The organism is Arthrobacter sp. zg-Y919, from assembly GCF_030142045.1.
Classification (GTDB): domain Bacteria; phylum Actinomycetota; class Actinomycetes; order Actinomycetales; family Micrococcaceae; genus Arthrobacter_B.
On the sequence record NZ_CP126242.1, the window covers coordinates 2623732 to 2649781 of the forward strand.

23 protein-coding genes and 1 pseudogene are annotated in these 26050 nt (G+C 66.3%); 14 read left to right on the top strand and 10 right to left on the bottom strand.

Translation table 11 applies throughout. The features are described from left to right. Positions 1–274 precede the first annotated feature (274 nt). The 5 genes from QNO10_RS12360 (at position 275) to purM (ending at position 4768) form a co-directional block, all read left to right on the top strand. The gene (locus tag QNO10_RS12360; protein ID WP_229946868.1) at positions 275–1279 is read left to right on the top strand and encodes an asparaginase; all 1005 of its coding nucleotides are present in this window, start codon (positions 275–277) and stop codon (positions 1277–1279) included. Between the two features lie 4 nt (positions 1280–1283). Beyond that, complete coding sequence (locus QNO10_RS12365) at positions 1284–1649, top strand: sterol carrier family protein (protein ID WP_229946865.1); 366 nt, start codon at positions 1284–1286, stop codon at positions 1647–1649. Positions 1650–1725: 76 nt separating this feature from the next. Beyond that, a complete protein-coding gene (locus QNO10_RS12370; protein WP_229946863.1) occupies positions 1726–2046 on the top strand; it encodes a hypothetical protein in 321 nt (106 codons plus the stop codon). A gap of 50 nt (positions 2047–2096) precedes the next feature. Then, positions 2097–3656: an amidophosphoribosyltransferase gene (gene purF / locus QNO10_RS12375; RefSeq protein ID WP_229946860.1), complete on the top strand. Its 1560-nt coding sequence runs from the start codon at positions 2097–2099 to the stop codon at positions 3654–3656. Next, positions 3653–4768 carry a phosphoribosylformylglycinamidine cyclo-ligase gene (purM, locus tag QNO10_RS12380; protein ID WP_229946858.1) on the top strand — a complete coding sequence of 372 codons (1116 nt, stop codon included), beginning with the start codon at positions 3653–3655 and terminating at the stop codon, positions 4766–4768. Before purF ends, purM begins: the two co-directional genes overlap by 4 nt. 167 nt (positions 4769–4935) lie before the next feature. Here purM and QNO10_RS12385 read toward each other — a convergent pair whose 3' ends face one another. Next, entirely contained in the window at positions 4936–5169 is a 234-nt protein-coding gene (locus tag QNO10_RS12385) for a DUF3073 domain-containing protein (protein WP_227912583.1), read from the bottom strand. Positions 5170–5447: 278 nt separating this feature from the next. On the opposite strand from QNO10_RS12385, the gene QNO10_RS12390 reads away from it, so the two are divergent. After that, positions 5448–7160 (top strand): septum formation family protein, encoded by a 1713-nt coding sequence (locus QNO10_RS12390; protein ID WP_229946856.1) that lies wholly within the window; start codon positions 5448–5450, stop codon positions 7158–7160. Positions 7161–7208: 48 nt separating this feature from the next. Here QNO10_RS12390 and clpB read toward each other — a convergent pair whose 3' ends face one another. Beyond that, the gene (gene clpB / locus QNO10_RS12395) at positions 7209–9833 is read right to left on the bottom strand and encodes an ATP-dependent chaperone ClpB (RefSeq protein ID WP_229946854.1); all 2625 of its coding nucleotides are present in this window, start codon (positions 9831–9833) and stop codon (positions 7209–7211) included. A 119-nt stretch (positions 9834–9952) separates the two neighbouring features. After that, positions 9953–10549: an SRPBCC domain-containing protein gene (locus tag QNO10_RS12400; protein ID WP_229946852.1), complete on the bottom strand. Its 597-nt coding sequence runs from the start codon at positions 10547–10549 to the stop codon at positions 9953–9955. 286 nt (positions 10550–10835) lie between these two features. Here QNO10_RS12400 and QNO10_RS12405 point away from each other — a divergent pair, with 286 nt between their 5' ends. Further along, positions 10836–12788: a penicillin-binding transpeptidase domain-containing protein gene (locus QNO10_RS12405; protein ID WP_229946850.1), complete on the top strand. Its 1953-nt coding sequence runs from the start codon at positions 10836–10838 to the stop codon at positions 12786–12788. Between the two features lie 37 nt (positions 12789–12825). Here the strand turns inward: QNO10_RS12405 and QNO10_RS12410 are convergent, their stop codons facing one another. Continuing rightward, positions 12826–13290, bottom strand: a complete 465-nt coding sequence (locus QNO10_RS12410; protein ID WP_229946849.1) for a YccF domain-containing protein — start codon at positions 13288–13290, stop codon at positions 12826–12828. Between the two features lie 87 nt (positions 13291–13377). On the opposite strand from QNO10_RS12410, the gene QNO10_RS12415 reads away from it, so the two are divergent. Continuing rightward, on the top strand, positions 13378–13839 hold the full coding sequence (locus tag QNO10_RS12415; RefSeq protein WP_229946846.1) for a pyridoxamine 5'-phosphate oxidase family protein: 462 nt from the start codon (positions 13378–13380) through the stop codon (positions 13837–13839). 90 nt (positions 13840–13929) lie between these two features. Here the strand turns inward: QNO10_RS12415 and QNO10_RS12420 are convergent, their stop codons facing one another. Next, positions 13930–15552 carry a DEAD/DEAH box helicase gene (locus tag QNO10_RS12420; protein WP_229946844.1) on the bottom strand — a complete coding sequence of 541 codons (1623 nt, stop codon included), beginning with the start codon at positions 15550–15552 and terminating at the stop codon, positions 13930–13932. 298 nt (positions 15553–15850) lie between these two features. On the opposite strand from QNO10_RS12420, the gene trmB reads away from it, so the two are divergent. The 4 genes from trmB (at position 15851) to QNO10_RS12440 (ending at position 19259) form a co-directional block, all read left to right on the top strand. Continuing rightward, entirely contained in the window at positions 15851–16717 is an 867-nt protein-coding gene (gene trmB / locus QNO10_RS12425) for a tRNA (guanosine(46)-N7)-methyltransferase TrmB (protein WP_229946842.1), read from the top strand. A 7-nt stretch (positions 16718–16724) separates the two neighbouring features. Then, positions 16725–17717 (top strand): NYN domain-containing protein, encoded by a 993-nt coding sequence (locus tag QNO10_RS12430; protein ID WP_229946840.1) that lies wholly within the window; start codon positions 16725–16727, stop codon positions 17715–17717. Positions 17718–17890: 173 nt separating this feature from the next. After that, positions 17891–18505, top strand: a complete 615-nt coding sequence (locus QNO10_RS12435; protein ID WP_229946838.1) for a class I SAM-dependent methyltransferase — start codon at positions 17891–17893, stop codon at positions 18503–18505. A 127-nt stretch (positions 18506–18632) separates the two neighbouring features. Continuing rightward, entirely contained in the window at positions 18633–19259 is a 627-nt protein-coding gene (locus QNO10_RS12440; RefSeq protein WP_229946835.1) for a dihydrofolate reductase family protein, read from the top strand. Between the two features lie 12 nt (positions 19260–19271). Here QNO10_RS12440 and QNO10_RS12445 read toward each other — a convergent pair whose 3' ends face one another. From QNO10_RS12445 to dnaK, 5 genes and pseudogenes are all read right to left on the bottom strand, one after another. Next, on the bottom strand, positions 19272–20006 hold the full coding sequence (locus tag QNO10_RS12445; RefSeq protein WP_229946833.1) for an MOSC domain-containing protein: 735 nt from the start codon (positions 20004–20006) through the stop codon (positions 19272–19274). 177 nt (positions 20007–20183) lie between these two features. Further along, positions 20184–20585, bottom strand: a pseudogene (locus tag QNO10_RS12450) (heat shock protein transcriptional repressor HspR); the annotation flags it as partial. A gap of 68 nt (positions 20586–20653) precedes the next feature. Beyond that, positions 20654–21655, bottom strand: coding sequence for a DnaJ C-terminal domain-containing protein (locus tag QNO10_RS12455; RefSeq protein ID WP_229946830.1), 1002 nt, complete (start codon positions 21653–21655; stop codon positions 20654–20656). Positions 21656–21792: 137 nt separating this feature from the next. Continuing rightward, positions 21793–22431 carry a nucleotide exchange factor GrpE gene (locus QNO10_RS12460; RefSeq protein ID WP_229946828.1) on the bottom strand — a complete coding sequence of 213 codons (639 nt, stop codon included), beginning with the start codon at positions 22429–22431 and terminating at the stop codon, positions 21793–21795. Between the two features lie 2 nt (positions 22432–22433). Beyond that, complete coding sequence (gene dnaK / locus QNO10_RS12465) at positions 22434–24314, bottom strand: molecular chaperone DnaK (RefSeq protein ID WP_229946825.1); 1881 nt, start codon at positions 24312–24314, stop codon at positions 22434–22436. Between the two features lie 243 nt (positions 24315–24557). On the opposite strand from dnaK, the gene QNO10_RS12470 reads away from it, so the two are divergent. Together QNO10_RS12470 and QNO10_RS12475 are read left to right on the top strand one after the other, a co-directional pair. Then, positions 24558–25361, top strand: a complete 804-nt coding sequence (locus tag QNO10_RS12470; RefSeq protein WP_229946823.1) for a methyltransferase domain-containing protein — start codon at positions 24558–24560, stop codon at positions 25359–25361. Between the two features lie 62 nt (positions 25362–25423). Continuing rightward, on the top strand, positions 25424–25993 hold the full coding sequence (locus QNO10_RS12475; protein WP_229946821.1) for a nucleoside/nucleotide kinase family protein: 570 nt from the start codon (positions 25424–25426) through the stop codon (positions 25991–25993). Positions 25994–26050: the final 57 nt, after the last annotated feature.

Consider the following 26050-nt stretch of genomic DNA (forward strand, 5'->3'; position numbering starts at 1 on the left):
TCAGGGTACTTGCTGCGGTGGACTGCCTGAAGTATCCACCCAACATGACGCGGCGGCCACACGGCAGGGTTTCGCCGGGCGCTGCCTCTTTCCCCTCTGCCTCTACCTGTAAGGCCCGGTTCCATTGCAGGTAACCGGACGCGGCTCGATAGTGGAACTGCGGCCACTGCAGCGCAGGACGTGCGCCGCGGAGCAGCGGGGGGCAACGAGATCGACGGCGGTGCCGGGGCCGTCATCGCCGGTTCGCCCCCCGCACCCCTTTAGACTGAATACCATGAACGCAACTTTTACCGCGTCCGACGCCGTTGAACTGGCAGTACTCGAGCGCAACGGCTTTATTGAATCCCGGCACATCGGCTCCGCCGTCGTGATGGCCGCTGACGGATCGGTGGTCACGGAACTGGGTGACATCACCACGCCGATTTTCCCGCGCTCCACGCTCAAGCCCTTTCAGGCTGTCGCCGCCATGCAGTCGGGGGTCCCGCTGCGCGGACCGCAGGTGGCCCTGGCAGCCGCCAGCCACGTCGGGTCCCGTGAACACACCGACGTCGTCCGCGGCATGCTGGCCGCCGCCGGCGTGACCGAGGAGCACCTGCAGTGCCCGGCGGATTGGCCGCAGGACACCGAGGCCCGCAACGAACTGATCCGCGGGGGCAAGGGGCCGCAGCGGATCGCCTTCAACTGCTCCGGAAAGCACGCCGCCTTCCTCTGGGCCTGCACCGAGAACAACTGGGACCATGCCACCTACCTGGACCCGCGGCATCCGCTGCAGCGCAGGATCGCCGAGGTAATCGAAGAATTCACCGGTGAGACCGTGAAGCACTGGGCCGTGGACGGCTGCGGCGCACCGCTGGCTGCTGTGTCCCTCACCGGACTGGCCCGCGGGATCGGACGGCTGTCCAAGGCGCCGTCCGGCAAGCACGGCAACGCCCGCGCGGCGACGGTTGCCACGGCCATGCTTGACTACCCGTGGGCTGTCCACGGCCACGGCCGCGAGAACTCCATCGTGATGGAAGACCTGGGCATCATCGCCAAGAACGGTGCCGAAGGTGTCCTGGTGCTGGGCACCGACACGGGCGTCTCGGTGGCCTTGAAAATGCTTGACGGCAACACGCGCGCCGCATCCCTGGTGGGACTGACGCTGCTGGCCGCCAGCGGCGCCGTCGATCCCGTGGCGGTCGAGAAGGTGCTGGACAAGATCATGCAGCCGGTGCTCGGCGGTGGCGTCCCGGTGGGGAGCCTGCGCCTGGGCGCACCCGTCACCGCACTGCTGGGCTAGCAGGGTGGCACGGCGCCGGATTTCCGGAGAAGACGGCCGGGCCGCGCTGCAGGCAGTGGCCGCCGGAAGAACGGACCGGGGCACCACGGCTATGGCGGTGCGTTATTCGCTGGAGGAACTTGCCGAACGCGCACCCGGCAACAGTGTGGAGGTCCGGGTCCCGCCGTTCGGCGTCACCCAGTGCGTGGCCGGCCCCCGGCATACCCGCGGCACTCCCCCGAATGTCATCGAGACCGACGGCGCCACCTGGCTCGCGCTGGTCACGGGCGCGCAGTCCTGGACCGATGCCGTCGCAGCGGGCAAGGTGGCGGCCTCGGGGCTGCGCGCGGACCTGGCGGGCGTGCTGCCGCTCTTCGGCAGCGGTTCCTAGGCAGCAGGCTTTTCCGCTGTCCCGTGTGGGAACGGCAACGGGTCGGACGGGCCCGTCCGAACGGTAGAATCGACCTATGGTTTCCGAGCAGCACAGCCCTGAACGCCGCGAGATTACGGTCCGCCGCGCCCCCCGCTTCGTCCCTTTCCTGGCCCTGGGCGTGGTCGCCGGGTTCATTGCTGCCCTCTTCGTCGCCTACGGCGGAGCCGAGAACCCCGGCTTCACCCGTGAAGCGACCCTCGGGTTCTTCACCATGATGTTCGCCCTCCCCGGACTGCTGCTGGGAGCCCTGACCGCCCTCATCCTCGATTGGATCAGCGTCCGCAGGGCGCGCCGCTCCATGGTGGAAAGCGTGGATTCCACTGAGGCCCAGGGCCCGGGACAGGCGTCGTCGTAACGGTTGGGCACACTGCCTCCGCGGCAGCCGCAACGTGAGAGAATGCTCACATGGCACGCGGAGACGGACAGCTTTCCCATGATCTACTCCCCGGCGAAAAAGGCCCGCAGGATGCGTGCGGTGTCTTCGGAGTCTGGGCCCCCGGCGAAGAGGTAGCAAAACTTACCTATTACGGGCTCTACGCACTACAGCACCGCGGACAGGAATCCGCCGGCATTGCCACCAGCGACGGCAACCGCATCAGCGTGTACAAGGACATGGGACTGGTGTCCCAGGTCTTCGACGAAACCACGCTCAATACACTTGTCGGGCACATTGCGGTGGGGCACTGCAGGTACTCGACCACCGGCGCCTCGCACTGGGCCAACGCGCAGCCCACCCTCGGAGCCACCGCCAGCGGCACCGTGGCCCTGGCCCACAACGGCAACCTCACCAACTCGGCGGAGCTGTACGAGCAGATCCTCGAACGCGAGGGCCGGCCCCGTGCCGGTGAAATCGCCCAGGGCAACACCTCCGACACGGCTTTGGTCACCGCGCTGCTCAACGGCAGCGACGGACGGTCCCTGGAGGACACCGCCATGGAACTGCTGCCGAAGCTCCACGGCGCGTTTTCCTTCGTGTTTATGGACGAGGGCACCCTGTACGCCGCCCGGGACACCTTTGGGGTCCGCCCGCTCGTGCTGGGACGCCTGGAACGCGGCTGGGTGGTGGCATCCGAAGCGTCCGCCCTCGCCACAGTCGGCGCCAGCTTCATCCGCGAGATCAAACCGGGGGAATTCATCGCGATCGACGAATCCGGTGTGCGCAGCCGCACCTTCGGAGAGCCGACGCCGGCGGGCTGCGTCTTTGAATACGTCTACCTTGCCCGCCCCGACGCCACAATCGCCGGCCGTTCGGTCTATGAATCCCGCGTCGAGATGGGCCGCCAGCTGGCGCGGGAAAACTCGGTCGAGGCGGATATCGTCATCCCGGTCCCCGAGTCCGGCACCCCGGCAGCGGTGGGCTACGCGGAGGAGTCCGGGATCCCCTTCGCGCACGGTTTCGTCAAGAACTCCTATGTGGGGCGTACATTCATCCAGCCCAGCCAGACCCTCCGCCAGCTCGGCATCAAGCTCAAGCTGAATGCGTTGGAATCCGTGATCCGCGGCAAACGGGTGATCGTGGTGGATGACTCGATCGTGCGCGGCAATACCCAGCGGGCCATCGTACGCATGCTGCACGAGGCCGGGGCCGTCGAGGTCCACGTCAAGATTTCCTCTCCCCCGGTCAAGTGGCCCTGTTTTTACGGGATCGACTTCGCCTCACGTGCCGAACTGATCGCGAACGGCGCCGCGGTGGAGGAAATCTGTGCTTCCATCGGCGCCGACAGCCTGGCGTACATTTCCGAGGACGGGATGATCAACGCGACCATGCAGCCGCGGGAACGGCTGTGTACAGCCTGCTTCACGGGAAGCTACCCGATCGCCCTGCCGTCAGCGGACCGCCTCGGCAAGAGCCTGCTGGAGCCCTCCAATCCTGCGGAGGACAGCGGAGCCACCGGATGTGATCCGGGTCCTGACAGCGAGTTCGAGAACCTGCTTACCGATACCGAAAAGAAAGAGGCCGTATGAACGCCCCCGACACCTCCATCACCTACGCCTCCGCAGGGGTGGATGTCGAAGCCGGAGACAGAGCCGTTGAGCTGATGAAGGCGGCGGTGAAGGCCACCCACAATTCCTCGGTCCTGGGCGGGGTAGGCGGGTTCGCAGGCCTCTACGACGCCTCCCGTCTGCTTACGTACCGGAAGCCGCTGCTCGCAACGTCCACCGACGGAGTGGGTACCAAGGTCGCGATTGCCCAGGCCCTGGACATCCATGACACCATCGGGTTCGATCTGGTGGGCATGGTGGTGGACGACATCGTGGTGGTGGGTGCCGAACCGCTCTTTATGACCGATTACATCGCCTGCGGCAAGGTGGTGCCGGAGCGGATCGCAGCCATCGTCCGCGGCATCGCGGCGGCCTGTGAGGTGGCCGGGACGGCCCTGGTGGGTGGGGAAACCGCCGAGCACCCCGGCCTCCTAGGTGAGCACGAGTACGACGTCGCCGGCGCGGCCACCGGTGTGGTGGAAGCGGACCGCCTGCTCGGCCCGGACCGCGTGCGCAGTGGAGACGTAGTCATCGCCATGGCATCATCGGGCATCCATTCCAACGGTTATTCACTGGTCCGCCATGTCATCAACCGTGCCGGGTGGCAGCTCGAACGCCAGGTTTCCGAACTGGGACGCACCCTGGGCGAGGAACTGCTGGAGCCTACCCGGGTCTACGCCACCGACTGCCTGGACCTGGCCCGCTACGAAGCCGCCGGCGTCCACGCCTTCAGCCACGTGACCGGTGGCGGTCTGGCGGCGAATCTCGCCCGTGTGCTGCCCAAGGGGCTGCAGGCAACCGTAGACCGCGCCACGTGGGAGCTGCCTCCCGTCTTCAAGCTGATTGCCGAGCTGGGCAATGTTCCACAGCCGGACCTGGAACGGACACTGAACCTCGGCGTCGGCATGGTGGCGATCGTCGACGCGGGTGGCGCTGACGCCGCGCTCAGCCGGCTCGCTGCCCGCGGGGTCCCTGCATGGGCCATGGGCACCGTCGGGCAGTCCGAAACCCCGGCCGGCGCCGATCCTGATTTTGTCCAGGGTGCCAAGGGGGTCGACGGCGGCGCCGTGCGGCTCGTCGGAGCCTACGCCTAGCCCCCTGCCCCCGCCGCATTGCTAAGGCCTCGACCCCGCTTACCGGGTTCGAGGCCTTGGCTTTGGCTTTAGCTTTCTAGAAAAGCATCTTAACGCCATTCAGCGGATGCACCCTTAGGTGATCCGCTGAAGGATGGCAATTGGCCAACGTCTTTGAGGAACGGCCGCTAGCCTGCGCGGCGGTTACCCTCATCATCGTCATCGTCGCCAAATTGATCCGCGTACTTATCTTCGTACGCCGAGTAGTCGGGCTCAGCCGGTTCCTCGGGATATCGACTGGATGGACGACTCGTCGGTCCTGAGAGCTCGCGCTGAAGCGCCGAGTAGTCCGTGGCCGGGGTGAAGTACTTCATCTCCCGGGCCTGCTTGGTTGCTTTTGCCTTTTGACGGCCGCGCCCCATGGCGTGACCCCCTTTTTGCGTCGATCCGGAGGTTAGTCGTTCGGGCAGATGAACGAGGGCCCCGGAATATTTGGTCAATTTGTCGTAAGTACAGGTTACATGCTTTCCCGCGCCCTTGTGCCCCTCCACCACTGCAGGGAGGTGGAGCCCGGGCACTTGCGCAGCAGTCCCGGCAGGCCTTCCTCCGCGCCCCGCCCCTCGATATTGGCTAAAGTCGGAGGTAGAGACAGTTTTGGGGTGCATTACGGCGCCGCCTACAGGGAGGACAGACGTTCACCATGAGCGATCAGAAAAATACACCGGCAGCGGGTTTTCCGCCACCGGAGAAGGACAGTACGCCGGGTGCCTTCCCTGATCTGAGCGCACATTCGGACTCCCCCGCTTGGCTTTCCGAAGACGGAAACCACGATGCCGGGGTGTGGGAACGCAGCTTTGAGGGTGTTGCCGACGGTGAAATGCCCGCTGCGGATGCGAAGGGTGAGGATCGGGACGGTGCCGCTGGTGAAGGCGGCGATCAAGGCCGGGCCGCTGGTGATGAAACTCCCAACGCAGACCTCCCCGCGGAACCTGTGGTTGTGGCACCCGAGGACCTGGAACTGGAAGAACCCTCACTGGCCGATCCGGCGCTGGGCGAGGACGCCGTAGAAGCTGCTGAGCTGGACGAAGTCGCCTCGGAAACCGCCGCCGTGGAGGCCAATGCCGCTGAAGCAGGACGCCTTTCCGGACTCGAACCCGCGCCCGCCGGCGCCGAAATTCCTGTGAACACTGAAGGCTCCGGCACTGCTGTACCCGAAGACACTGTTGCCCCCGAAGATACTGCGATAGAGGCAGAGGCAGAGTCCGGCAGCGAGGCTGCCGGTTCCGGCGCCGGGGACGACGCCGGGGACGACGCCGCGAATGACGCTGCAAATGACAACGCCGAAGGTTCCGACACCGCTGGAGCCCCGGAAACGGCGGCTGATGGGGAGGCCGGAACCGAGGCCGCAGGGCAGCCTGAGGAGGTCGTCGAATCCGCAGACGAAAAGACTGACAGCGCCGGTGAAACGGCGGCTGATCTCGCGAAGGACACGGAGGCCAAACCGGAAAAGGACGCCCAGGAGCCCGGGACCCCCGCCGAGTCAGGCACGGAGAACACTGTGGACGCCGGTCAGGAACCGACTGCGGACACGGTGATCCGAGTGGAGGCCGTCGAGAAACCGGCAGCGGAACCACATGCCGGTGGGGCGGACGCCCTGCACGGCATAAATGCCGCAGCACCCGTGACGGGCGCGCTTCCCGACCAGGAGCCTAAAGCCGTCGACGCCGCTGCTTCACCCGCCGCCACGGCCGCTGTTCCCGCCGGCGAAACCCGCCGGTCCCGCCGGCTCGCCGAAAGCCAGGCGGCCGCAGCAGCGGGGGCGGCAGCACGGAAGCCGGCCGGCACATCCACGGACGTTGAGAACCCCGGTGCAGACCGTTCCAGCTCCGCCGCCGGGATGGGAACTCCTGCCGGTGGTGCCCAGGACCCCGCAAAGGATGGCGGCAGGGGCAAACGCAACACGCGTCTGCTGCTCGTGATCGGCGGTGTCGTACTGGCCGCCGTCATCGCCATCCTGTTGTTTGTGTTCGTGTTTAACGACAAGGAAGAAGGAGTCCTTTCCGAAGACGTCAGCCCGATCGAGCTCGAAGCCGGCGCGTGCCTGCAGGACTGGGATGACGTGAACTCCTCGGCGACCGTTGTCACCTGCGAGACACCGCATGATGCACAGCTGGTTGCCACCGACAGCTTCACCGAGGATGCTGCGTTCCCCGGCACCGGCGCCCTGGAAGAACGGGTCGACGAGGTCTGCGCAGCCGTGAAGTACTCCGATGCGGCAACACAATTCCCCGGCTTGAAGTTGACCAAGTCCATTCCCACCGAACAGACCTGGGCCACCGGCGACCGCCGCGTGGACTGCTTCGTCTTTGCTCCGGAGGGCCAGGAACTCACGGAATCCCTGCTGGCTGAATAAAAACCCATCGCGCGGCGGGGAGTACCCGCCGCGCGAAGCCGTCCCGGGCTAGGCGACAGCTGCCACCGTTAGACCGGGCTCGGCCACCAGCCCGTCGCCGTCCAGTCCGTCCGCGGTGCGGTCCACCAGGACGGTGTCGCCGTCGCTGATCTTCCCGGCCAGGATGCCGCGCGCCAGCTGGTCACCAATCTCCCGCTGCACCAGGCGGCGCAGCGGCCGGGCGCCGTAGGCCGGGTCATAGCCGGTCAGCGCCAGCCATTCCCGTGCAGCGTCGGTCACGTCCAGCACCAGCCGGCGCTCGTGCAGACGGCTGGCGAGGGCGCGTACCTGGATGTCCACAATCCGGGTCAGGTCCTCCAGGCTCAGCGGGTCGAACAGGATGACGTCATCGAGCCGGTTCAGGAACTCAGGCTTGAAGTTGGCGTTGACCATGGCCATCACCGACTCGCGCTTCTGCTCCTCGGTCAGGCCCGGGTCCACGAGGAACTGGGATCCGAGGTTGGACGTGAGGATCAGGATGACGTTGCGGAAGTCGACCGTGCGCCCTTGGCCGTCGGTGAGCCGGCCGTCGTCGAGCACTTGAAGCAGGATGTCGAAGACATCGGGATGCGCCTTCTCCACTTCGTCGAGGAGGATCACCGAGTAGGGGCGGCGGCGTACCGCTTCGGTAAGCTGGCCGCCCTCTTCGTAGCCGACGTAGCCGGGAGGTGCACCGACAAGGCGGGAGACCGAGTGCTTTTCGGAGTACTCACTCATGTCGATGCGCACCATGGCCCGCTCGTCGTCGAAGAGGAAGTCCGCCAGCGCCTTGGCCAGCTCGGTCTTGCCGACGCCGGTGGGACCGAGGAAGAGGAAGGAACCGGTGGGACGGTCCGGGTCGCTGACGCCGGCGCGGGAACGGCGCACGGCGTCGGACACCGCTGCCACCGCCTTACCCTGCCCGATCAGGCGCGAGCCGATGGCCTCCTCCATGTCGAGGAGCTTCTGCGACTCGCCCTGCAGCATGCGTCCGGAGGGAATTCCGGTCCACGCAGAGACCACTTCCGCGATGTCATCGGCGGTGACCTCTTCGGAGACCATGAGCTCCTTGGCTCCCTCGCCGGAGTTGTTCTCCTCGGCCTGCTGGGCAGCGTCCAGCTCCTTCTGGAGAGCCGGAATTTCGCCGTACAGAATGCGGGAGGCTTCGGTGAGGTCACCGTCGCGCTGGAATTTCTCCGCTTCGCTGCGCAGCGCATCAATCTTCGCTTTGAGGTCACCGACGCGGTTCAGTCCGGCCTTCTCCGCCTCCCACCGGGCGTTAAGCGCAGCCAGCTGTTCCTTCTTGTTGGCCATGTCTTCGCGCAGGACCGCCAGCCGCTCAATCGAGGCCTCGTCGGTTTCATTGGCCAGTGCCAGCTCTTCCATGGTGAGCCGGTCTACGGCACGCCGGAGTTCGTCGATTTCCTCGGGTGCGGAATCGATTTCCATCCGCAGCCGGGAAGCTGCCTCGTCCACCAGGTCAATGGCCTTGTCTGGAAGCTGGCGGCCGGTGATGTAACGGTTGGACAGGGTCGCGGCGGCCACCAGTGCGGAGTCCGCGATGGCGACCTTGTGGTGGGCTTCGTAGCGTTCCTTCAGGCCGCGGAGGATGCCGATGGTGTCCGGGACGCTGGGCTCCCCCACATAGACCTGCTGGAAGCGCCGCTCCAGGGCCGCGTCCTTTTCAATGTTCTCTCGGTATTCGTTCAGCGTGGTGGCACCGATCAGTCGCAGCTCCCCGCGCGCCAGCATCGGCTTAAGCATGTTCCCGGCATCCATTGACCCTTCGGCTGCACCGGCGCCGACGACGGTGTGCAACTCGTCGATAAAGGTCACGATCTGCCCCTCGGCGTTGGAGATTTCCTCGAGCACCGCCTTGAAGCGTTCCTCGAATTCACCGCGGTACTTAGCACCGGCAACCATGGACCCAAGGTCCAGGGACAGCAGGGTTTTGCCGGAGAGGCTCTCGGGCACGTCTCCGGCAACGATGCGCTGGGCCAGCCCTTCAACGACAGCTGTTTTGCCTACGCCCGGCTCGCCGATTAATACCGGATTGTTCTTGGTCCGGCGGCTCAGCACCTGGATGACGCGGCGGATTTCCGCGTCCCGGCCGATCACCGGGTCCAGTTTGCCCGAACGGGCCATTTCCGTCAGGTCGGTACTGAATTTCTCCAGTGCCTGGAAGGTGTTCTCCGGGTCGGCATTGGTCACTTTGCGGTCTCCTCGTACGGATGGGAGCACGGCGCTCAGGGCGTCATGTCCGGCATTGTTGTCCCGCAGCGCTTTTCCGGCGGGACCGCTGTCCAGGGACAACCCCAGCAGGAGGTGTTCCGTGGAAACAAAGGCATCGCCGAGCTGCTCGGCTTCCTGCTGCGCGGCGTTGATGACCTGCAGCAGCGGCCGGGAAAACTGCGGCTGCGCCACCGATGACCCCGAAGACGACGGAAGCTGGTGAATGGCGCTGCTGGCGGCCGCACTGACGGTATCTGCATTTACTCCGGCGGCCTTCAGCAACGCGACAGCCACACCCTGCCGCTGGTCCATGAGCGCTTTCAGCAGGTGGGACGGTTCAATCTGCGGGTTTCCCGCAGTATTGGCGTTCATCGCGGCAGCCGAGAGGGCTTCCTGGCTCTTGTTCGTGAATTTAGTGTCCACGGGGGCTCCTCAAAAACCTCAGCGAAATACTTCAGGGGGTGCTGCTAGGCAGAGTTGAGTCTAGTCAGCTCAACTTTAGAAGTAAAGTTATCCACAGCACCTCCGGCCCCGGCAGTCCCCTAGGGAATGTGCTCCTGATCGAAGTCATCGGCGGTCTGGCGCCACCGTTGGTTGCGGGCCTCGAAGAGATCCGCGAGGGCGCCTTCGGACTCGATTTCGAACTGGATTCCCGGGGGCTCTTCGGGGATGCGTCCGGCCAGGTACTCTTCCAGGACGTCGAGGAAGTATTCCCACCCGGCACCGCCGGTCCAGAGCCCGGCTCCGGGGGCAGCCGTTACGGCAAATCCCTTCCGGACGGACGCGTAGCGCAGCTCAAACCGGGTGGACCCGTCCTCCCCGGTCAGATGGAACTCCACCTCGGCCACGGAGTTTGCCTCCCGGGACCAGGACACGGTCAGAAGGCGGGGACCATCACACCGGAGGATGGTTCCGTGGGAGCCGTCAGGAAGGGTGTAGCTCCCACCGCGCCGCAGGTCACCTTCCGGCAGTGCCACCCATTGGCCCAGCCGGTCCCGGTCGGCGATGGCTGACCACACCTCGCCGATGGGGTAGGGAATCTCCCGCGCCATCACGATCATCAACGCGTGGCCTGCCTGAATCTGCCGGCGCCCGTAGGATCGCACCGTCTTCTCGAGAATCATGTCCAGATCGGACATTTGCCCACTCCTGCCGTAGAACAACCGGCAACCGATCCGGTCCTCCAGCGGCCATCGCGGCCGTGACGGCCGTCAGCAGGTTGCCAGTGGAAGCGGGTTGTATTCAAAGATGTCATGAGAGCTGTCATGAGTGGCCACACATTGGCCGTTTTCAAAACCGTAGCAGGGAAACCAGACCCTGCACAGGGTCCGCAAACCGCAGCGCACCGCCACCCCCTGCGCAACCAGGCAGAGGATTCCCGCAGCCCTTCATCGTGTCTGCGCCAGCGCACGGTACCCTGTGCGGATGGGGAAAAACCGTACGCCAGTTTCCGTTCTTGCCGCCGCTGCCCTGACACTGACCCTGGTGTCCTGCTCGGGAGACAAGCCGTCTCCCGACGACGCCGCAGCAGCCCTCGCACAGGGCCTGAGCGAGATGGACCTGTCGGCGTCGGTCTTTACGGAGGGCGACGCGTCCGAGGTCAACGCAGAACTGGAGCAGCTGGTCGTTGATATGGGCCCGGGCCGCCCGGAAGTCACAGTGGCCGGGATCGACGAAAACGAGGACGACGACGAAGCCGCCTCCGCGCGGCTGGCCTACGACTGGGACGTCAACAATGATTCGTCCCCGGACTGGTCCTACGAAACCACCGCCCAGCTCCGCCGCGGCGACGATGATAAATGGCTCGTCCAGTGGGAGCCCTCCGTCCTGTTCAGCTCCCTGGTCGACGGCGACCGGCTGGTGCGCACCACAACACCCGGCGGCCGTGCTGACATCGTGGACCGTAACGGGAATCCCCTGATGGGTCTGCAGCCGGTGCTGCGCATCGGCATCAACAAGCCTGATCTCCCCGAGGAACAGCAGGCCTCCTCAGCGGCTGCCCTGGCAAACCTGGTGGGGTTGGACCCCGCTGCGTACACCGCGGCGGTCCAGGGCGCCGGTCCCGAGGCGTTTGTCGAGGCGCTTGTCCAGCGTGCCGAGGCGGACGGCCCGGCAACCGAAGACGGCGTCGCAGCCATCCCGGGGGCACTGGCCCTGCCTGCCCAGCGGATCCTGGCTCCCACCCGGAGCTTTGCCCGCGCCCTTCTCGGCACGGTGGGAGAGGCGACGGCGGAACTCATCGAGGATTCCGAAGGCAGATTGTCCGCCGGAGACCAGACCGGGCTCTCCGGGCTTCAGAAACAGTACGACGCACAGCTTCAAGGCAGCCCCGGCATCCAGATCACGGTGGAGAACGCAGCCGGGACCAATGACACCGTCCATCAGCAGGACCCGCAGCTCGGTACAGCCCTGCACACCACGCTGGATCCTCGGCTGCAGGCGCTGGCCGAAGGCATCCTGGAACAGGAACCCTCGGCGTCCGCGATCGTGGCCATCCAGCCCTCCACCGGGGAAATCCTGACCGCGGCCAATGGGCCGGGCAGCGAAGGCCAGCAGACCGCCCTGCTCGGCCAGTACCCGCCGGGCTCCACCTTCAAGACCGCCACCGCCCTGGCGATGCTGCGCAGCGGCAGTACCCCGGCCAGCACCGTCGACTGCCCCGCCGACCTCACCGTCGACGGCCGGAAATTCAGCAATGTCCCCGGGTATCCGGCCGCTGCCACTGGCGCGGTCCCGCTGCGGACGGCCTTCGCAAACTCCTGCAACACCGCGTTCCTCAATGCCCGGGACACGGTATCGCAGCAGAGCCTCTCGGCTGCCGCCGCCGATCTGGGCATCGGCGTCGAAGCTTCGATCGGAACCGACGCGTTCTTCGGCTCCGTGCCCGCCGAGGCGGAAGGCACCCAGCATGCCGCCTCGTTGATCGGGCAGGGACAGGTATTGGTATCTCCCCTGTCCATGGCTGTTGCCGGTGCCTCCATTGGCAAGGGTGAACGCGTCTCCCCCACCCTGATCCGGCAGTCGACCGGCACTCCGGTACCGGCTGAGGGGTCAGCTTCCGCCACAGCTTCACCCACTGCCACGGAATCCACGGCCCCGGGAAACCTCAGCGGCGAAGAGGCTGCCTCCCTGCGGGAGATGATGCGGGCCGTAGTGGCCGAAGGCGGGGTGCAGATGCTGCTGGGCGTCCCCGGAGAGCCCGTGCTGGCCAAGTCCGGCACCGCTGAGTTCGGCAGCCAGGACCCGCCGGAGACCCACGCCTGGGTGCTGGCCATCCAGGGTGACCTCGCAGTTGCGGTGTTCGTGGAGCAGGGCGAGCGGGGCTCGACGTCGGGCGGTCCGCTGATGAAGGCGTTCCTCGAAGGCGCCCAGGGCTAACCGGGGATACCCGGGCCTTACCGGCCGCCGCAGCCGGTCAGGAGGGCCACTGCTGATGCGGCGCCATCCGGCCCACGTATCCGGGCTGCCGGTAGGCGCTGCCGGCATACGGCGTGACCTGCCAGGTGTCCGTGGGGACAATGACCTTACCCAACGGCATCAGTGAAATCGGCAGCATCTTCAGGTTGGCGATACCCAGCGGGATCCCGACAATGCTTACGAACATCGGAATGGCCGTGAGGACGTGTCCGATGGCAATCCAGATCCCGGCCAGCAGCAGCCAGATGACATTGCCCAGCAGGCTGAGCGGACCCGTAAAGCCGCCCCGGTCCACCACCGTCCGCCCGAACGGCCAGAGGGCGTAGTTGGCGATCCGGAAGGACGCAATGCCGAACGGAATGGTCACGATCAACAGGCAGCACACCACCCCCGCCAAGGCGTACCCGAGGGCCAGCCAAATACCGCCGAACAGGAGCCAGATGATGTTCAGGATCGCTTTCATGGCTCCATTGTTCTCCACCGGCCCCGCATAAGCCACGGCTTTGCCGCCTGCATACCCGCCCGGCCGCTCCTGCCCTAGACTGTCGCCATGCTGACCAGCGACGAAAGCACCCCGGACCACCTGACCTCCAGCCAGTGCTGGAACTATATCCGGCAGGCGCGGTTCGCCCGGCTTGCCGTAGTTGTCGACGGGCACCCGGAGATTTTTCCGATTAACTTCGCCGTGGACCACGGCACGGTGGTTTTCCGCACCGCGGCGGGAACCAAGTTGGCCGGTGCGCTCTCCGGCAGTCCTGTCGCTTTTGAGATCGACGGTTATGACGACACCCTTTCCTCCGCCTGGAGCGTCGTCCTCAAGGGTGGCGCCACCCTGTTGGAGGACTACGCCGAGGTTATGGACTCCGAGGAACTGCCGTTGTTCCCCTGGCAGTCGGGGACCAAGAACGCGTTCGTCCGCATTGAACCGGAGGTGACGGCCGGACGGCGGTTCCTGATCTCGAACGCCGCACGCCGCAATGTCCTGCGCGGAATGGGGCTTTACACCGAGTAGGTCCCTGCGCCTCCGCCACATAGGCCTCCAGCGCAAAAGAGGCACCCCATCCATGTGGATGCGGTGCCTCTTTTGCGGTCGAGCTAAACCCTAGCGGGAACGGCGTTCGTTCGACGCCGGCGCGGTGGCGCGGCGGGGGCCGGCGGCGCGTGCCGGACGGCCGGAGGCAGCACCAGCGGCGCCGCGGGCGGCTCCGCCCGCACGCTGGCCGGTGCCGGCACCTTCGGCGCGCTGGCCGGTGGCCGGACGGCGGTTACGGCCGGATGCGGTGGCAGCCGAAGCACTGTTGCGGCGGCCGTCGCCCGAGCGGGCCGGGCGCTGCGTCACGTCACCGGCAGCTGCGCGGTCATTGCGTTCGCTGCGGTCGGGACGTTCAGCCGAAACGCGGCCACGTCCGCCTGTGCCGCCGCGTCCACCGGCGCGGGGAGCACCGGTGGACCGGGCTGCACGCTTGCGCTGGGCATTGGCTCCGGTGGAGCGCCCGCCACCCTGCTGCGGGGACTTGGCGGCAAGCTGCGCTGCTCGGACGTGCGGTTCCACGACGGCCGCGCGTTCGCCGACAAGCTTGGCGATGGACGGCGAATTGTGGCTGACCTTCTCGATGGAAACGTCGACGCCGGCAGCCTTCATCAGCTTCGACACCTCGCTCTTCTGCTCCGGGAGGGTCAGCGTCACCACGGTTCCGCTGGATCCGGCGCGGGCCGTACGGCCTGAACGGTGCAGGTAGGCCTTGTGTTCCGTGGGCGGATCAATGTGGACCACGAGTTCAACGTCATCCACGTGGACACCGCGGGCGGCGACATCGGTGGCTACCAGCACGCGGACGTCGCCGGAAGCGAACTCCGCCAGGTTGCGGTCACGGGCATTCTGGGACAGGTTGCCGTGCAGGTCCACCGTGGGGATGCCGTTGTCCGTGAGGAACTGGGCCATCTTGCGGGCGTGGTGCTTGGTGCGCATGAACATGATGCGGCGGCCCTGGCCACCGGCCAGTTCCTTGACCAGCAGCTTCTTGGCCGTCTGGTCCTGGACCAGCAGCACGTGGTGCTCCATGGTGGACACAGCTGCCTGCGGCTCATCCACGGAGTGCGTCAGCGGGTTGGACAGGTAGCGGCGGACCAGCTTGTCCACGCCGTTGTCCAGGGTGGCGGAGAACAGCATCCGCTGGCCCTTTTCCGGAGTGCGGTCCAGCAGGCGCTGGACAACCGGCAGGAAGCCGAGGTCGGCCATGTGGTCGGCCTCGTCCAGCACGGTGATTTCGACGGACTCGAGGCTGATGACCTTCTGCTTCATCAGGTCTTCGAGGCGGCCGGGGCAGGCGATGACAATGTCGACGCCGGCCTTGAGTGCCTTTTCCTGGCGCTGCTGGGACACGCCGCCGTAAATCACGGTGGTGTTCAGGCCCAGCTCCTTGGCCAGGGGCTCAATCACGTTATTGATCTGTGTGGCCAGCTCGCGGGTCGGCGCCAGGACCAGGCCCAGCGGGCGGTTCGGGCGGCGGCGGTAAGCTGCTTCATTCTCGGCCAGCCGAGCAACCAGCGGAAGGGAGAACGCCAGCGTCTTGCCGGAGCCGGTGCGGCCACGGCCCAGGACGTCACGGCCCTTGAGTGTATCCGGAAGGGTTTCCACCTGAATGGGGAAGGCCTCGTCGATTCCGGCGGCGGCGAGGGAGGAAACAAGTGCCTTGGGCACACCAAGGGCAGCAAAAGTGGTCATTAAAGACAGGCAACTTTCGGTAAGAGGCCCCCAACGCCGTTTGGGCCGGGGGTTCGCCGAAGAAAAGTCAGACAGTGTCTACCGCACTGAAGCGGGACAAAAGAAAGCGTTCATCGACGCAGGCTGGACTGCTTACACACACCGTTTCACCAATGGTTTCGACTCAACGTTTCAACCGGGATTGACAGTGGCAGGACCAACATCTGCCTTCAGTTTACCGTAATGCGCAATCTTTCCTAATCGGCGGCAGGGGCGGCAGTGAAATCCGGACCGGTCCCAGCCGATAGCATTAACGGTAATGACTACTGAACCAGCCCTGCCCGACGCCGCCGAAAACGGGTCCACGGACGCAGCCGCCGACGCCGACGGCGAGCAGCATTTCCGCGCGCCGGTGTCCTTTGTCCGGCGCGGCTCGCGCTTGCAGGGCCGCCGCCAGCAGGCCTGGGATGAACTCTCGGACCGCTTCGTTGTGGATGTCCCGCGTGATGAAGCAGACACCTCGGTGCACCCCGAGTACGTGTTCGACGCCGCTGCCGAGTTCGGGCGCACGGCTCCGCTCGTCGTCGAAATCGGTTCCGGGCTGGGTGAAGCCGTTGCACACGCAGCCGAGCAGAACCCGGACAAGGACTTCCTGGCCGTGGAGGTCTATCTCCCCGGTCTGGCGCAGACGCTGCAGCGGATCGGCCAGAAGGGCCTGACGAATATCCGCGTGGTCCAGGCCAATGCGCCGGAGGTGCTCAGCACCATGCTCCCCGCCGGCTCCGTGGACGAGGTGTGGGTGTTCTTCCCGGACCCCTGGCACAAGACCCGGCACCACAAGCGCCGTCTGGTGAAGGAATCCTTTGCCGAGCTCGTGGCCCGGGTGCTGGTACCCGGCGGCACTTGGCGCCTGGCCACCGACTGGTCCGACTACGCCGTGCAGATGCGCGAAGTGCTTGACGCTTCGGCCTCGTTTGAGAACCTGCACACCGGTGAGCATGCCGGCGACCAGAGCCCGCTGACCCGCGTGAACCGGGAAGGCCTCGAAAACAAGGCACCCCAGGACGAGGTGGACACCCTCGGCGGGTGGGCCCCCCGCTTTGAGGGCCGGACACTGACCAGCTTTGAAAACAAGGCCCACGAGGCCGGCCGACTGATTTTCGACCTTGCTTACCGGAGGATCTAACCAAAAAATGACTGAACCGAACGACGCCCGCGTCGGCCTCTACATCGACTTCGACAACATTGTCATCTCGCGCTACCAGCAGCTGCACGGCCGCAACGCCTTCCAGCGCGACGGCATCCGCAACTTTGACCGGACCAGCCGTGAGGCCGACCCCGAGGTAGCCGCCAAGCTCACCGCAGCGACGGTGGACTTCAATGCCATCATCGACTTCGCCGCGTCCTTCGGCACCCTGGTGGTTAACCGTGCCTATGCCGACTGGTCCGTGCCGGTCAACGCGAGCTACCAGCGCCAGCTGATGTCCCGGGCTGTGGACCTCACCCAGCTCTTCACCACCACCACCCGTGGAACCAAGAATGGCGCGGACATCCGTCTCGCCGTGGACGTGGTCGAAGACCTCTTCCGGCTGCCCGACCTCACGCACATCATCATCGTGGCCGGCGATTCCGATTACATTGCCCTCGCGCAGAAGTCCAAGCGCCTGGGCCGCTTCGTGGTTGGCATCGGCGTCGCCGGATCCACCAGTACCTCCCTCGCCGCGGCCTGTGACGAGTTCGAGGACTACGATTCCCTGCCGGGCATCGTAGCCGCTGCTGCTGCTCCCCCTGCGGCCGAATCTTCGGCGGAGAAGGGACAGGCTCCGGAGCAGGCGGATCCGGCCCCTGCACGCCGGCTCACCACTGTTCCGATGTTCTCGCACACCGGACAGGCTGCATTCGACGAGCCGGAACCCGCCGACGACGTCGACCCGGGTGTCGTCGCGACGGAGCTGCTCGTGCGGGCACTGCAGATCGGCCATGCCAAGGGCGACGCCGACGAGTGGCTCAACACGGGCACGGTCAAGAACCAGATGCGCCGGATGGATCCGGCCTTCAACGAGAAGCCGCTGGGCTTCCGGTCCTTCACCGATTTCCTCTCTTCGCACGGCGACCTGGTGGAACTGGACGACGACGGCCCGCAGCGGCTTATCCGGCTCCGCCCGGACGCCAAAGCCCGAAGCTGATACAAGTGACTGTCCGCCAGGTGCTTTTGCCGCTTCGGCAAAAGAACTTGGCGGACATAGCCTGACGGCGCCATCCTGCAGATATGGAATCTCCAAACCCAGCTTCTCCTGACTCAGCACATCCCGCGGACCGCAGCGGCACCCCTCAGCCTCCACTGCGGGATCCTGCAGCGGTGGAGGCGCACTGGGACGAGCGTTACGCCGGCAGCGACGGGTTGTGGAGCGGCCAGCCGAATCCCGTCCTCGTCAGTGAAGCCAGCGGGCTTGCGCCCGCACGTGCGCTGGACGTCGGCTGCGGTGAGGGCGCCGACGCCCTCTGGCTGGCCCAACAGGGCTGGGACGTGACCGCACTGGATGTCTCCGGGATTGCGCTCTCCCGGGCCGCCCGCCAGGCCGAACGGATTTCGGTGGAGGTGACCTGGCTGCATTCGGGCCTGGTCGAGGCTGCGCTTCCCCCGGCATCCTTCGAGCTGGTTTCGGCACAGTACCCGGTGCTCCCCCGCACCGAGCAGAACATTGCTGAACAGGCCCTGCTTCAGGCCGTCGCCCCCGGCGGTGTGCTCCTCCTGGTGCACCATGCGCTGCCTGCGGCGCACGGGGCGGAGGGCCACGGGGCCCAGGACCACGGCGTGGACCTCAGCGAATATGTGCTCCCCGGAGACGTGGCAGCCCTTCTCGATGACGGCTGGCAGGTGGAGGTGGACGAAATCCGCCCGCGGCACGTTTCCGCCGGTGCCGGGGCGCACCACAAGGAGGACGTGGTGCTGCGGGCACGTCGGCTGCACTAGTCGTCTGGCTGCTTTTCCTTCCGAGGGAACCGCCTCTCCGTCTCCCACCCATTGACAGGTGCTGCGCAGCACCGCCAGCATGTTGCCGGGCACCGGGGCCCAGTGCCGCAAGCAACGGGAGGGCAGCATGGCAGGCCGTGTATCCATCGACATATTCATGACCCTGGACGGTGTTGCCCAGGCTCCGGGCGGTCCGGAGGAGGACCCGGAGGCCGGCTTCGCCTACGGCGGGTGGCAGGCTCCCCTGTTCGACGAAGCAGTTGGGGCGCAGGTGGACGAGGGCATCCACGCCATGGACGCGCTGCTGCTGGGGAGGAAAACCTATGACATTTTTGCGGCGTACTGGCCGGGTCAGCTGGAGGGGACGGATTCGTCGATTGCCCGGAAATTCGATGCCATCCCGAAATACGTGGCGTCCCGGGGAACTCCGGATCTTGGCCGATGGCGGGACTCGCACCTCCTTGGTGGAGACCTGGCGGAGGCGGTGGCAGGCCTACGGGCGCGGCACCGGGAAATCCACGTCATAGGGAGCATCGATTTCGCCCGCGCTCTGGTTGCGGGCGGTATGTTCGACTCCCTTAACCTGTGGGTGTATCCCGTCGTACTGGGCTCCGGCAAACGCCTGTTTCCTCCGGACGGACCGCCCGCGGAACTGAAACTGCTCGGAGCTTCAGCCGGTTCGGAAAAAGGCGCCGTCCTCCTGCGCTACGGCTGGGCAGGACCGACCCCCGGAACCGGGCTCATGGGCGCCTGAGCCCTCCCGCTGCTATCCCGGTGTGCGGCGGAGGGCGGCAACGTCACCCTCCGCCAGCGTTCCGGTGCGAACGATATAGGCCTGCAGACCGAATTCCGTGGAATGGATCCCGCCGAGAAGCTTCAAGGCTTTGCTCTCTGCCGGGATCCCCGCCTGCGCCTGGTCGATCATGACGCAGCGCGGCATCCCCTCTCCCAGACGCAGGACTACTCCGTCTCCGAGGGCCAGTTCGGCACCGATCCAGTCGTCCTCGCAGAAGGCAGGCAGCATCCCGGTGTCCAGGACGATGTTGGGGCGGAAACGGCGTTCATCCACCGCCCCACCGGTTAATGCGGAGAGAGCGGCAAGCGAGGAGGTCGTCACCAGGTGCAGGGGCGTTTCATCGTGGTGCGGAATGGTGGTTTCGGGCCGCACCATCAGGTCCTGTCCGAAGGCTGCACTCAGGGCCCGGGAGGCAGCGGGATCATCCGCCCGGTAGCGGAGGCCCCCGGGGCTGACGAGCAGGGGTACACCGGAAGCGTCCGCAATACTGGAGGACCACTGCATCAGGCCGGGGACGGGGCGGAAGCGCTGGGTCCGCTTGCCGCTGGCAATGCCGCCGTCGCCGGTATAGACAGCCCAACGGCGGTCGTGCAGCAGCCCCCTGTCGGTCACGGTCGCGGTGCGCAGTGCCTGTCCCGCTGTTGACTTGACGGGGTACCGGTACAGCGCCCGGACCGTGCCTACCGGCGTTTCCTCATATGGCATCCCGGCATTGTGTCACACGGGCAGGGTCTTTCAGCTGAACCGCGGTCCCGCACGGGCGGGTGCCTAGAGGGACTGGATGTACCCGTCGTCGGCGTAGTTCCGCTCCGCCGACTTTCCGGCGGGCAAAGCGCGCAGCCGGCTCCGGCGCTCCATCAGCGAGACCAGGCCGAGCTGCTGGACCGCCGCGGCGGCGGATGCTGGCGGGCGCTGGCCCCGGCTGAGGGTCACGACGTCGCCGGCAAGCCCGGCCGCGAAGACGCGGCTGCGGTCCGGGGACCGGCGCTGGGCCTCATCCAGTTCGGTGGAGAGTTCCACGATCCGCTGCCGCAGGCCCGTGACCTGGTTCTGCAGCTCCATGATCCGTTTGATTCCCTCAAGGGAAACGCCCTCCTGGGAGAGTTTCTGGACCTCGCGCAGCAGTTCAATGTCGCGCTGGGAGTAGCGGCGTGCGCGGCCCGGGGCCCGGCTGGGCCGGACAATCCCGAGCCGGTCGTATTGCCGGAGGGTCTGGGGATGCATCTCCGCGAGTTCAGCGGCAACGGAGATCACGAAGATAGGCGCATTGACGTCTATGCCCATTGTTCCTCCTTCACTGCTGTTGAAATGGTAGCGCGGGACGTTCATCCTCCGGCGGGCGGACCCGCCCACTAGAGCCGTGCTTTTGCTGCCAATCCGACCCGGGGGTCCTCACCCTTGGTGGCGTCGGCAAAAGCCTCCACGGCCGCCCGGGCATCCTTGTTCAGGTGTGTCGGTACGGCGACGTCGATGGTCACCAGCAGGTCGCCGTTGCCCTTGGACGTGTGGACGCCGCGTCCCTTGACCCGCAGGGTGCGTCCCGACGGCGTTCCGGCGGGTACCTTGAGCCGGACGGTGTCCGACGTCAGCGTGGGAACCTCGATCGTGGCCCCCAGGGCGGCCTCGGGGAACGAGACCGGCACGTGGATCCGGATGTTGTTGCCCTCGCGGACGAAGAAGTCGTGCGGGGTGACGTGGACGGTGACCATCAGGTCTCCGGCGCCGGCGGGGCCGGGCTGGCCCTTGCCGCGGACCCGGATCTTCTGGCCGTCCTTGACCCCGGCGGGAACGCGGACCTCGACGACGTCGCCGTTGGGTTCGCGCAGCCCAATCACGGTTCCGTTGATGGAACCGGCAAAGGAAATGGTGGTGCTGGCGGTACGGTCCGCGCCCTTGGTGGGCGGCGGTGCGCCGAAGCCGCCCCCTCCGAATCCGCTGCCGCCGCCGAAGAGATCGGCGAATTCGGGTGGGATGTTGCTGCCGCCGGCGTTGAAGGTGGTCCGCCGGCTGCCGCCGCGTGCGGTCTGGCCGAACAGGTCACCGAAGATATCCTCGAAGCCCGCCCCGCCGGCTCCGCCGCCACCACCGGGAGCACCGCCGGCAGTGAACCGGGCGCCGCCTCCCATGGCGCGGATGGCGTCGTACTGCTGGCGTTCCTCGGCGTCGGAGAGCACCGAATACGCCTCGGAGAGGTCCTTGAACATCCGTTCCGAGTCGGCATCGCCCTGGTTCTGGTCGGGATGGTACTTCCGTGCCAGTTTCCGGTACGCCTTCTTGATGTCGGCGTCGGACGCATCCTTGGGAACACCCAGAATCTTGTAAAAGTCCTTATCGACCCAATCCTGACTAGCCAATTGGTGTCCCTTCCTCATGTGCGGATCCCGCTGCTTGGCCGAAAAACCCGGCCGCCGGGCCTGCTGCCCCTGCTGCGGGACCTGCCGATGGAAAAAGTGTCCGGGGCCGCTGTACTGCGGCCCCGGACACGGTACTACTACTGTTCCGGAACCGAAACAATCACCTGCGCGGCACGCAGTACCCGGGCACCGGACTTGTAGCCGGCCCTCAGGATCTGCGTGACGGTATCGAACGTGACATCCGCGCTCTGCTGCTGGATGAGCGCCTCGTGGATGTTCGGATCGAACTCCACTCCGGTTTCATCGATGCGGCTGAGTCCGTACGTCTTCAGCGAGTTCTCCAGCTTGGCAGCGATCGCCGCGAAGGGTCCCTCGGCCAGGTCACCGTGCTGGCGCGCGGCGTCGATGTCGTCCAGGACAGGCATCAGGGAGTTCAGTACACCAATAACGGCCATGTCCCGGGCGACGTCGCGGTCACGCTCCACCCGCTTGCGGTAGTTCACGTACTCGGCCTGCAGGCGCAGCAGGTCGTTACGCAGTTCAGCTGCCTCGGGCGAACCGGTGGCGGCCGGCTGCGCCGGCACGTCGGCATTGTTCAGGATCTGCTCCGCCTGGGAGAGTGCATCTCCGTCGGCTCCCGCGGCCGGGGTGGAAGCCGAAGCTTCCTCCCCCGCCGCGGCGCCGTTGGCGGAATCCGCTGCCTCGCCCGGGTCGGGTGTGCCGTTTACCGGCTCTTCACCTTCGGGAGGGTTACCGTGCTCGTTTTCCGCCGGCATGATTACTTCTTTTCTTCGTCGTCGACAACTTCGGCGTCAACGATGTCTTCGTCACCGGCGGCGCTACCTGCGCCGTCACCGGCCGGAGCACCGTCAGCAGCGCCGGGGGCGCCTTCGGCACCGGCGGCGGAGGCCTGGGCGTAGATGGCTTCGCCCAGCTTGGTCTGGGAAGCCTGCAGCTTCTCAAACGCGGTCTTGACCTCGTCGTCGTTGTCGGTGCCCTCGAGCGCCTTCTTCAGCGCGTCGACGTCGCCCTTGACCTCGGTCTTGACGTCTTCGGGCAGCTTGTCGTCGTTGTCGGTGAGGAGCTTGTCCACCGAGTAGGCGAGCTGCTCGGCCGAGTTGCGGACGTCTGCAGCCTCGCGGCGCAGCTTGTCTTCGGCTGCGTGCTCTTCGGCTTCGCGCACCATCCGGTCGATGTCTTCCTTGTTGAGGGAGGACCCGCCGGTGATCGTCATGGACTGCTCGGCGCCGGTGCCCTTGTCCTTGGCGGACACGTGCACAATGCCGTTGGCGTCGATGTCGAAGGTGACCTCGATCTGCGGGACGCCGCGCGGAGCCGGCGCAATGCCAGTCAGCTCGAACGTGCCCAGCGGCTTGTTGTCGCGGGTGAACTCGCGTTCGCCCTGGAAGACCTGGATGGCCACGGACGGCTGGTTGTCATCCGCGGTGGTGAAGGTCTCGCTGCGCTTGGTGGGGATGGCCGTGTTGCGCTCGATCAGCTTGGTCATCACACCACCCTTGGTTTCGATGCCCAGGGACAGCGGGGTGACGTCGATGAGCAGCACGTCCTTGCGCTCACCCTTCAGTACACCGGCCTGCAGGGCTGCGCCCACGGCGACAACCTCGTCCGGGTTGACGCCCTTGTTCGGCTCCTGGCCGCCGGCCAGTTCCTTCACCAGTTCGGAGACGGCAGGCATACGGGTGGAACCGCCCACGAGGATGATGTGGTCGATGTCGGAAACCTTGATGCCGGCTTCGCTGATGACGTCCTGGAACGGCTTCTTGGTGCGGTCCAGCAGGTCCTTGGTCAGGTCCTGGAACTTGGCACGGGACAGGTGCTCATCCAGGTGGACCGGGCCTTCGGGGGTGACCGAGAGGTACTGCAGGGAGATGTTGGTGGAGGTGGCCGAGGAGAGTTCCTTCTTGGCCTGCTCCGCTGCTTCCTTCAGGCGCTGCAGGGCGATCTTGTCCTTGGACAGATCCGCACCCTTGGCCTTGGCCTGGCTCAGCAGGTAATCAACAATCCGCTGGTCCCAGTCGTCGCCGCCGAGGCGGTTGTCACCGGCCGTGGCGCGGACCTGGATGGTGGAGAATTCGTCTTCGTCCTTGCCGACTTCCAGCAGGGAGACGTCGAAGGTGCCGCCGCCGAGGTCGAAGACGAGGATGAGTTCATCTTCCTTGCCCTTGTCCAGGCCGTAGGCCAGGGCAGCCGCGGTGGGCTCGTTGACAATGCGCAGCACGTTCAGGCCGGCAATTTCGCCGGCTTCCTTCGTGGCCTGGCGCTCTGCGTCGTTGAAGTAGGCGGGAACGGTGACCACGGCGTCCGTGACCTTCTCACCGAGGTAGGCCTCGGCGTCGTTCTTCAGCTTCATCAGGATGCGGGCGGAGATCTCCTGGGCGGTGTACTTCTTGCCGTCCACGTCGACGTTCCAGTCGGTGCCCATGTGGCGCTTGACGGAAGCGATGGTCCGGTCAATGTTGTTGACGGCCTGGCGCTTGGCGATCTCGCCAACCAGCACCTCGCCGGACTTGGCGAAGGCTACGACGGACGGAGTGGTGCGGCCGCCTTCGGCGTTGGCGATAACCGTGGGCTCGCCGCCTTCGAGGACCGAGACAACCGAGTTGGTGGTACCGAGGTCAATACCTACTGCACGTGACATATTTGCTTCCTCTTTCTTTGGAGAAACCCGCATCTCGTGGCTTTCCGGCCTGGGCTTCCCTGAAGGAAGCCGCACCGTCAGCCACGTAGAGCAATTGAGCGTTCTGCACTCAACTTTACTCAGCGGTACTTCTTTGTCAACAAACTTGAGCGTTCCCGGCTCAACTTTGCGGCGGTGGGAACTGCGCGGGCCGGTCCGCCGTTCCTTCCGCGCAAACGGCCCGGCGGGCGGTAGGGTCCTGCCATGGCTTCCGAAACCTATTCCCACGGCCACCACCACAGCGTGGTGGACGTCCATGCCGTCCGCACCGCGCAGGACTGTGCCGGGTACCTGCTGCCGGAGTTGGCTCCCGGGATGAGCCTGCTCGACGTCGGGTGCGGGCCGGGGAGCATCACCTCGGACCTTGCGGCACTCACGGCTCCCGGCCCGGTGGTGGGACTGGACTCCTCCGAGGACGTGCTGGTCCAGGCCCGGGATCTCGCCGCGGGACGGGGGCTGGCCAATGCCTCCTTCGTTGCGGGGAATGTCTACGACCTGGATTTTCCGGACGAAACCTTCGACGTTGTCCATGCGCACCAGGTGCTCCAGCATCTGATGGATCCGGTAGCCGCACTGCGGGAAATGCGCCGGGTCGCCAAGCCGGGCGGACTGGTGGCAGTGCGCGACGCCGATTTCTCCGGCATGGTCTGGCATCCGCCCACGCCGGAACTGGCGGAATGGATGCGGATCTACCAGCTGATTGCACGCGGCAACTCCGCCGAGCCCGACGCCGGCAGGCACCTGCTCGCCTGGGCGCTGGAGGCAGGTTTCACTGAAATCACGCCCTCATCGTCCAACTGGCTCTACGCCACACCGGCGGAGCGGAGCTGGCATGCGGACTCCTGGTCCCAACGCGTGCTGCATTCGGCCTTCGGAGAGCAGGCACAGGACCGCGGACTGGCGGACGCGCAGGGGCTGCAGCGGCTCGCGGCAGGCTGGCAGGAGTGGGCCGCCGCCCCGGAGGGCTGGTTCCTGATCCCCTGCGGGGAGCTGCTCCTGAGGGCCTGACCTTTCTGGCTAGGCTTAGGGAATGTTCCGATTCCTGACCGCGTGCCCCGGCGGCACCCGCGATGCCCGCTAGACCCGGCGCTCCCCTGCTCATTGCCGTGGACGGCTTCTCCGGTGCCGGCAAAACCACCCTGGCCACGGAAATCGCCGCCGCCATGACGCGCCGCGGCTCGGTGCAGCTGTTCCATCTGGAGGACATTTATCCCGGCTGGGACGGCCTCGAATCGGGAATGACGTATTACCGCGAGCAGATCCTGCGCCCGCTCGCCGGGAACCGGGCCGCACGCTGGCAGGCCTGGGACTGGGAGGCCGGACGCTACGGGCACTGGCGCACCACCGAGCCGGCCGACGTCGTGGTCTTCGAAGGGGTGGGCGCGGCGCACCGAGAGGCGCGCGCCCTGCTGGACACCGCGGTCTGGGTGGAGGGGGAGGAAACGGTCCGGCGCCGCTGTGCGCTGGCGCGTGACGGCGGAACCTACGCGCCGCACTGGGAACGCTGGGCGGCACAGGAACGCCGCTGGGCGGCCGACGACGACGCCGCCTCCGCCGCGGACCTCACCGTGTCCCTCGTGGGGCCGCAGGGAAACACCGCAACCGCACTGGCCGCGGTCCTCGCCTGCCTCCCTCGCTAGACCCTGCCCGGAAAACCGGCCGGGCTGGCTGGGCTGGCTGGGGACGCGCGGAGTCAA

Coding starts and splice junctions, on each gene's coding strand:
- QNO10_RS12360 (WP_229946868.1), top strand. CDS start 275: ATGAACGCAACTTTTACCGCGTCCGACGCCGTTGAACTGGCAGTACTC.
- QNO10_RS12370 (WP_229946863.1), top strand. CDS start 1,726: ATGGTTTCCGAGCAGCACAGCCCTGAACGCCGCGAGATTACGGTCCGC.
- purF (WP_229946860.1), top strand. CDS start 2,097: ATGGCACGCGGAGACGGACAGCTTTCCCATGATCTACTCCCCGGCGAA.
- purM (WP_229946858.1), top strand. CDS start 3,653: ATGAACGCCCCCGACACCTCCATCACCTACGCCTCCGCAGGGGTGGAT.
- QNO10_RS12385 (WP_227912583.1), bottom strand. CDS start 5,169: ATGGGGCGCGGCCGTCAAAAGGCAAAAGCAACCAAGCAGGCCCGGGAG.
- QNO10_RS12390 (WP_229946856.1), top strand. CDS start 5,448: ATGAGCGATCAGAAAAATACACCGGCAGCGGGTTTTCCGCCACCGGAG.
- QNO10_RS12400 (WP_229946852.1), bottom strand. CDS start 10,549: ATGTCCGATCTGGACATGATTCTCGAGAAGACGGTGCGATCCTACGGG.
- QNO10_RS12405 (WP_229946850.1), top strand. CDS start 10,836: ATGGGGAAAAACCGTACGCCAGTTTCCGTTCTTGCCGCCGCTGCCCTG.
- QNO10_RS12410 (WP_229946849.1), bottom strand. CDS start 13,290: ATGAAAGCGATCCTGAACATCATCTGGCTCCTGTTCGGCGGTATTTGG.
- QNO10_RS12415 (WP_229946846.1), top strand. CDS start 13,378: ATGCTGACCAGCGACGAAAGCACCCCGGACCACCTGACCTCCAGCCAG.
- QNO10_RS12420 (WP_229946844.1), bottom strand. CDS start 15,552: ATGACCACTTTTGCTGCCCTTGGTGTGCCCAAGGCACTTGTTTCCTCC.
- trmB (WP_229946842.1), top strand. CDS start 15,851: ATGACTACTGAACCAGCCCTGCCCGACGCCGCCGAAAACGGGTCCACG.
- QNO10_RS12430 (WP_229946840.1), top strand. CDS start 16,725: ATGACTGAACCGAACGACGCCCGCGTCGGCCTCTACATCGACTTCGAC.
- QNO10_RS12440 (WP_229946835.1), top strand. CDS start 18,633: ATGGCAGGCCGTGTATCCATCGACATATTCATGACCCTGGACGGTGTT.
- QNO10_RS12445 (WP_229946833.1), bottom strand. CDS start 20,006: ATGCCATATGAGGAAACGCCGGTAGGCACGGTCCGGGCGCTGTACCGG.
- QNO10_RS12460 (WP_229946828.1), bottom strand. CDS start 22,431: ATGCCGGCGGAAAACGAGCACGGTAACCCTCCCGAAGGTGAAGAGCCG.
- dnaK (WP_229946825.1), bottom strand. CDS start 24,314: ATGTCACGTGCAGTAGGTATTGACCTCGGTACCACCAACTCGGTTGTC.
- QNO10_RS12470 (WP_229946823.1), top strand. CDS start 24,558: ATGGCTTCCGAAACCTATTCCCACGGCCACCACCACAGCGTGGTGGAC.
- QNO10_RS12475 (WP_229946821.1), top strand. CDS start 25,424: ATGCCCGCTAGACCCGGCGCTCCCCTGCTCATTGCCGTGGACGGCTTC.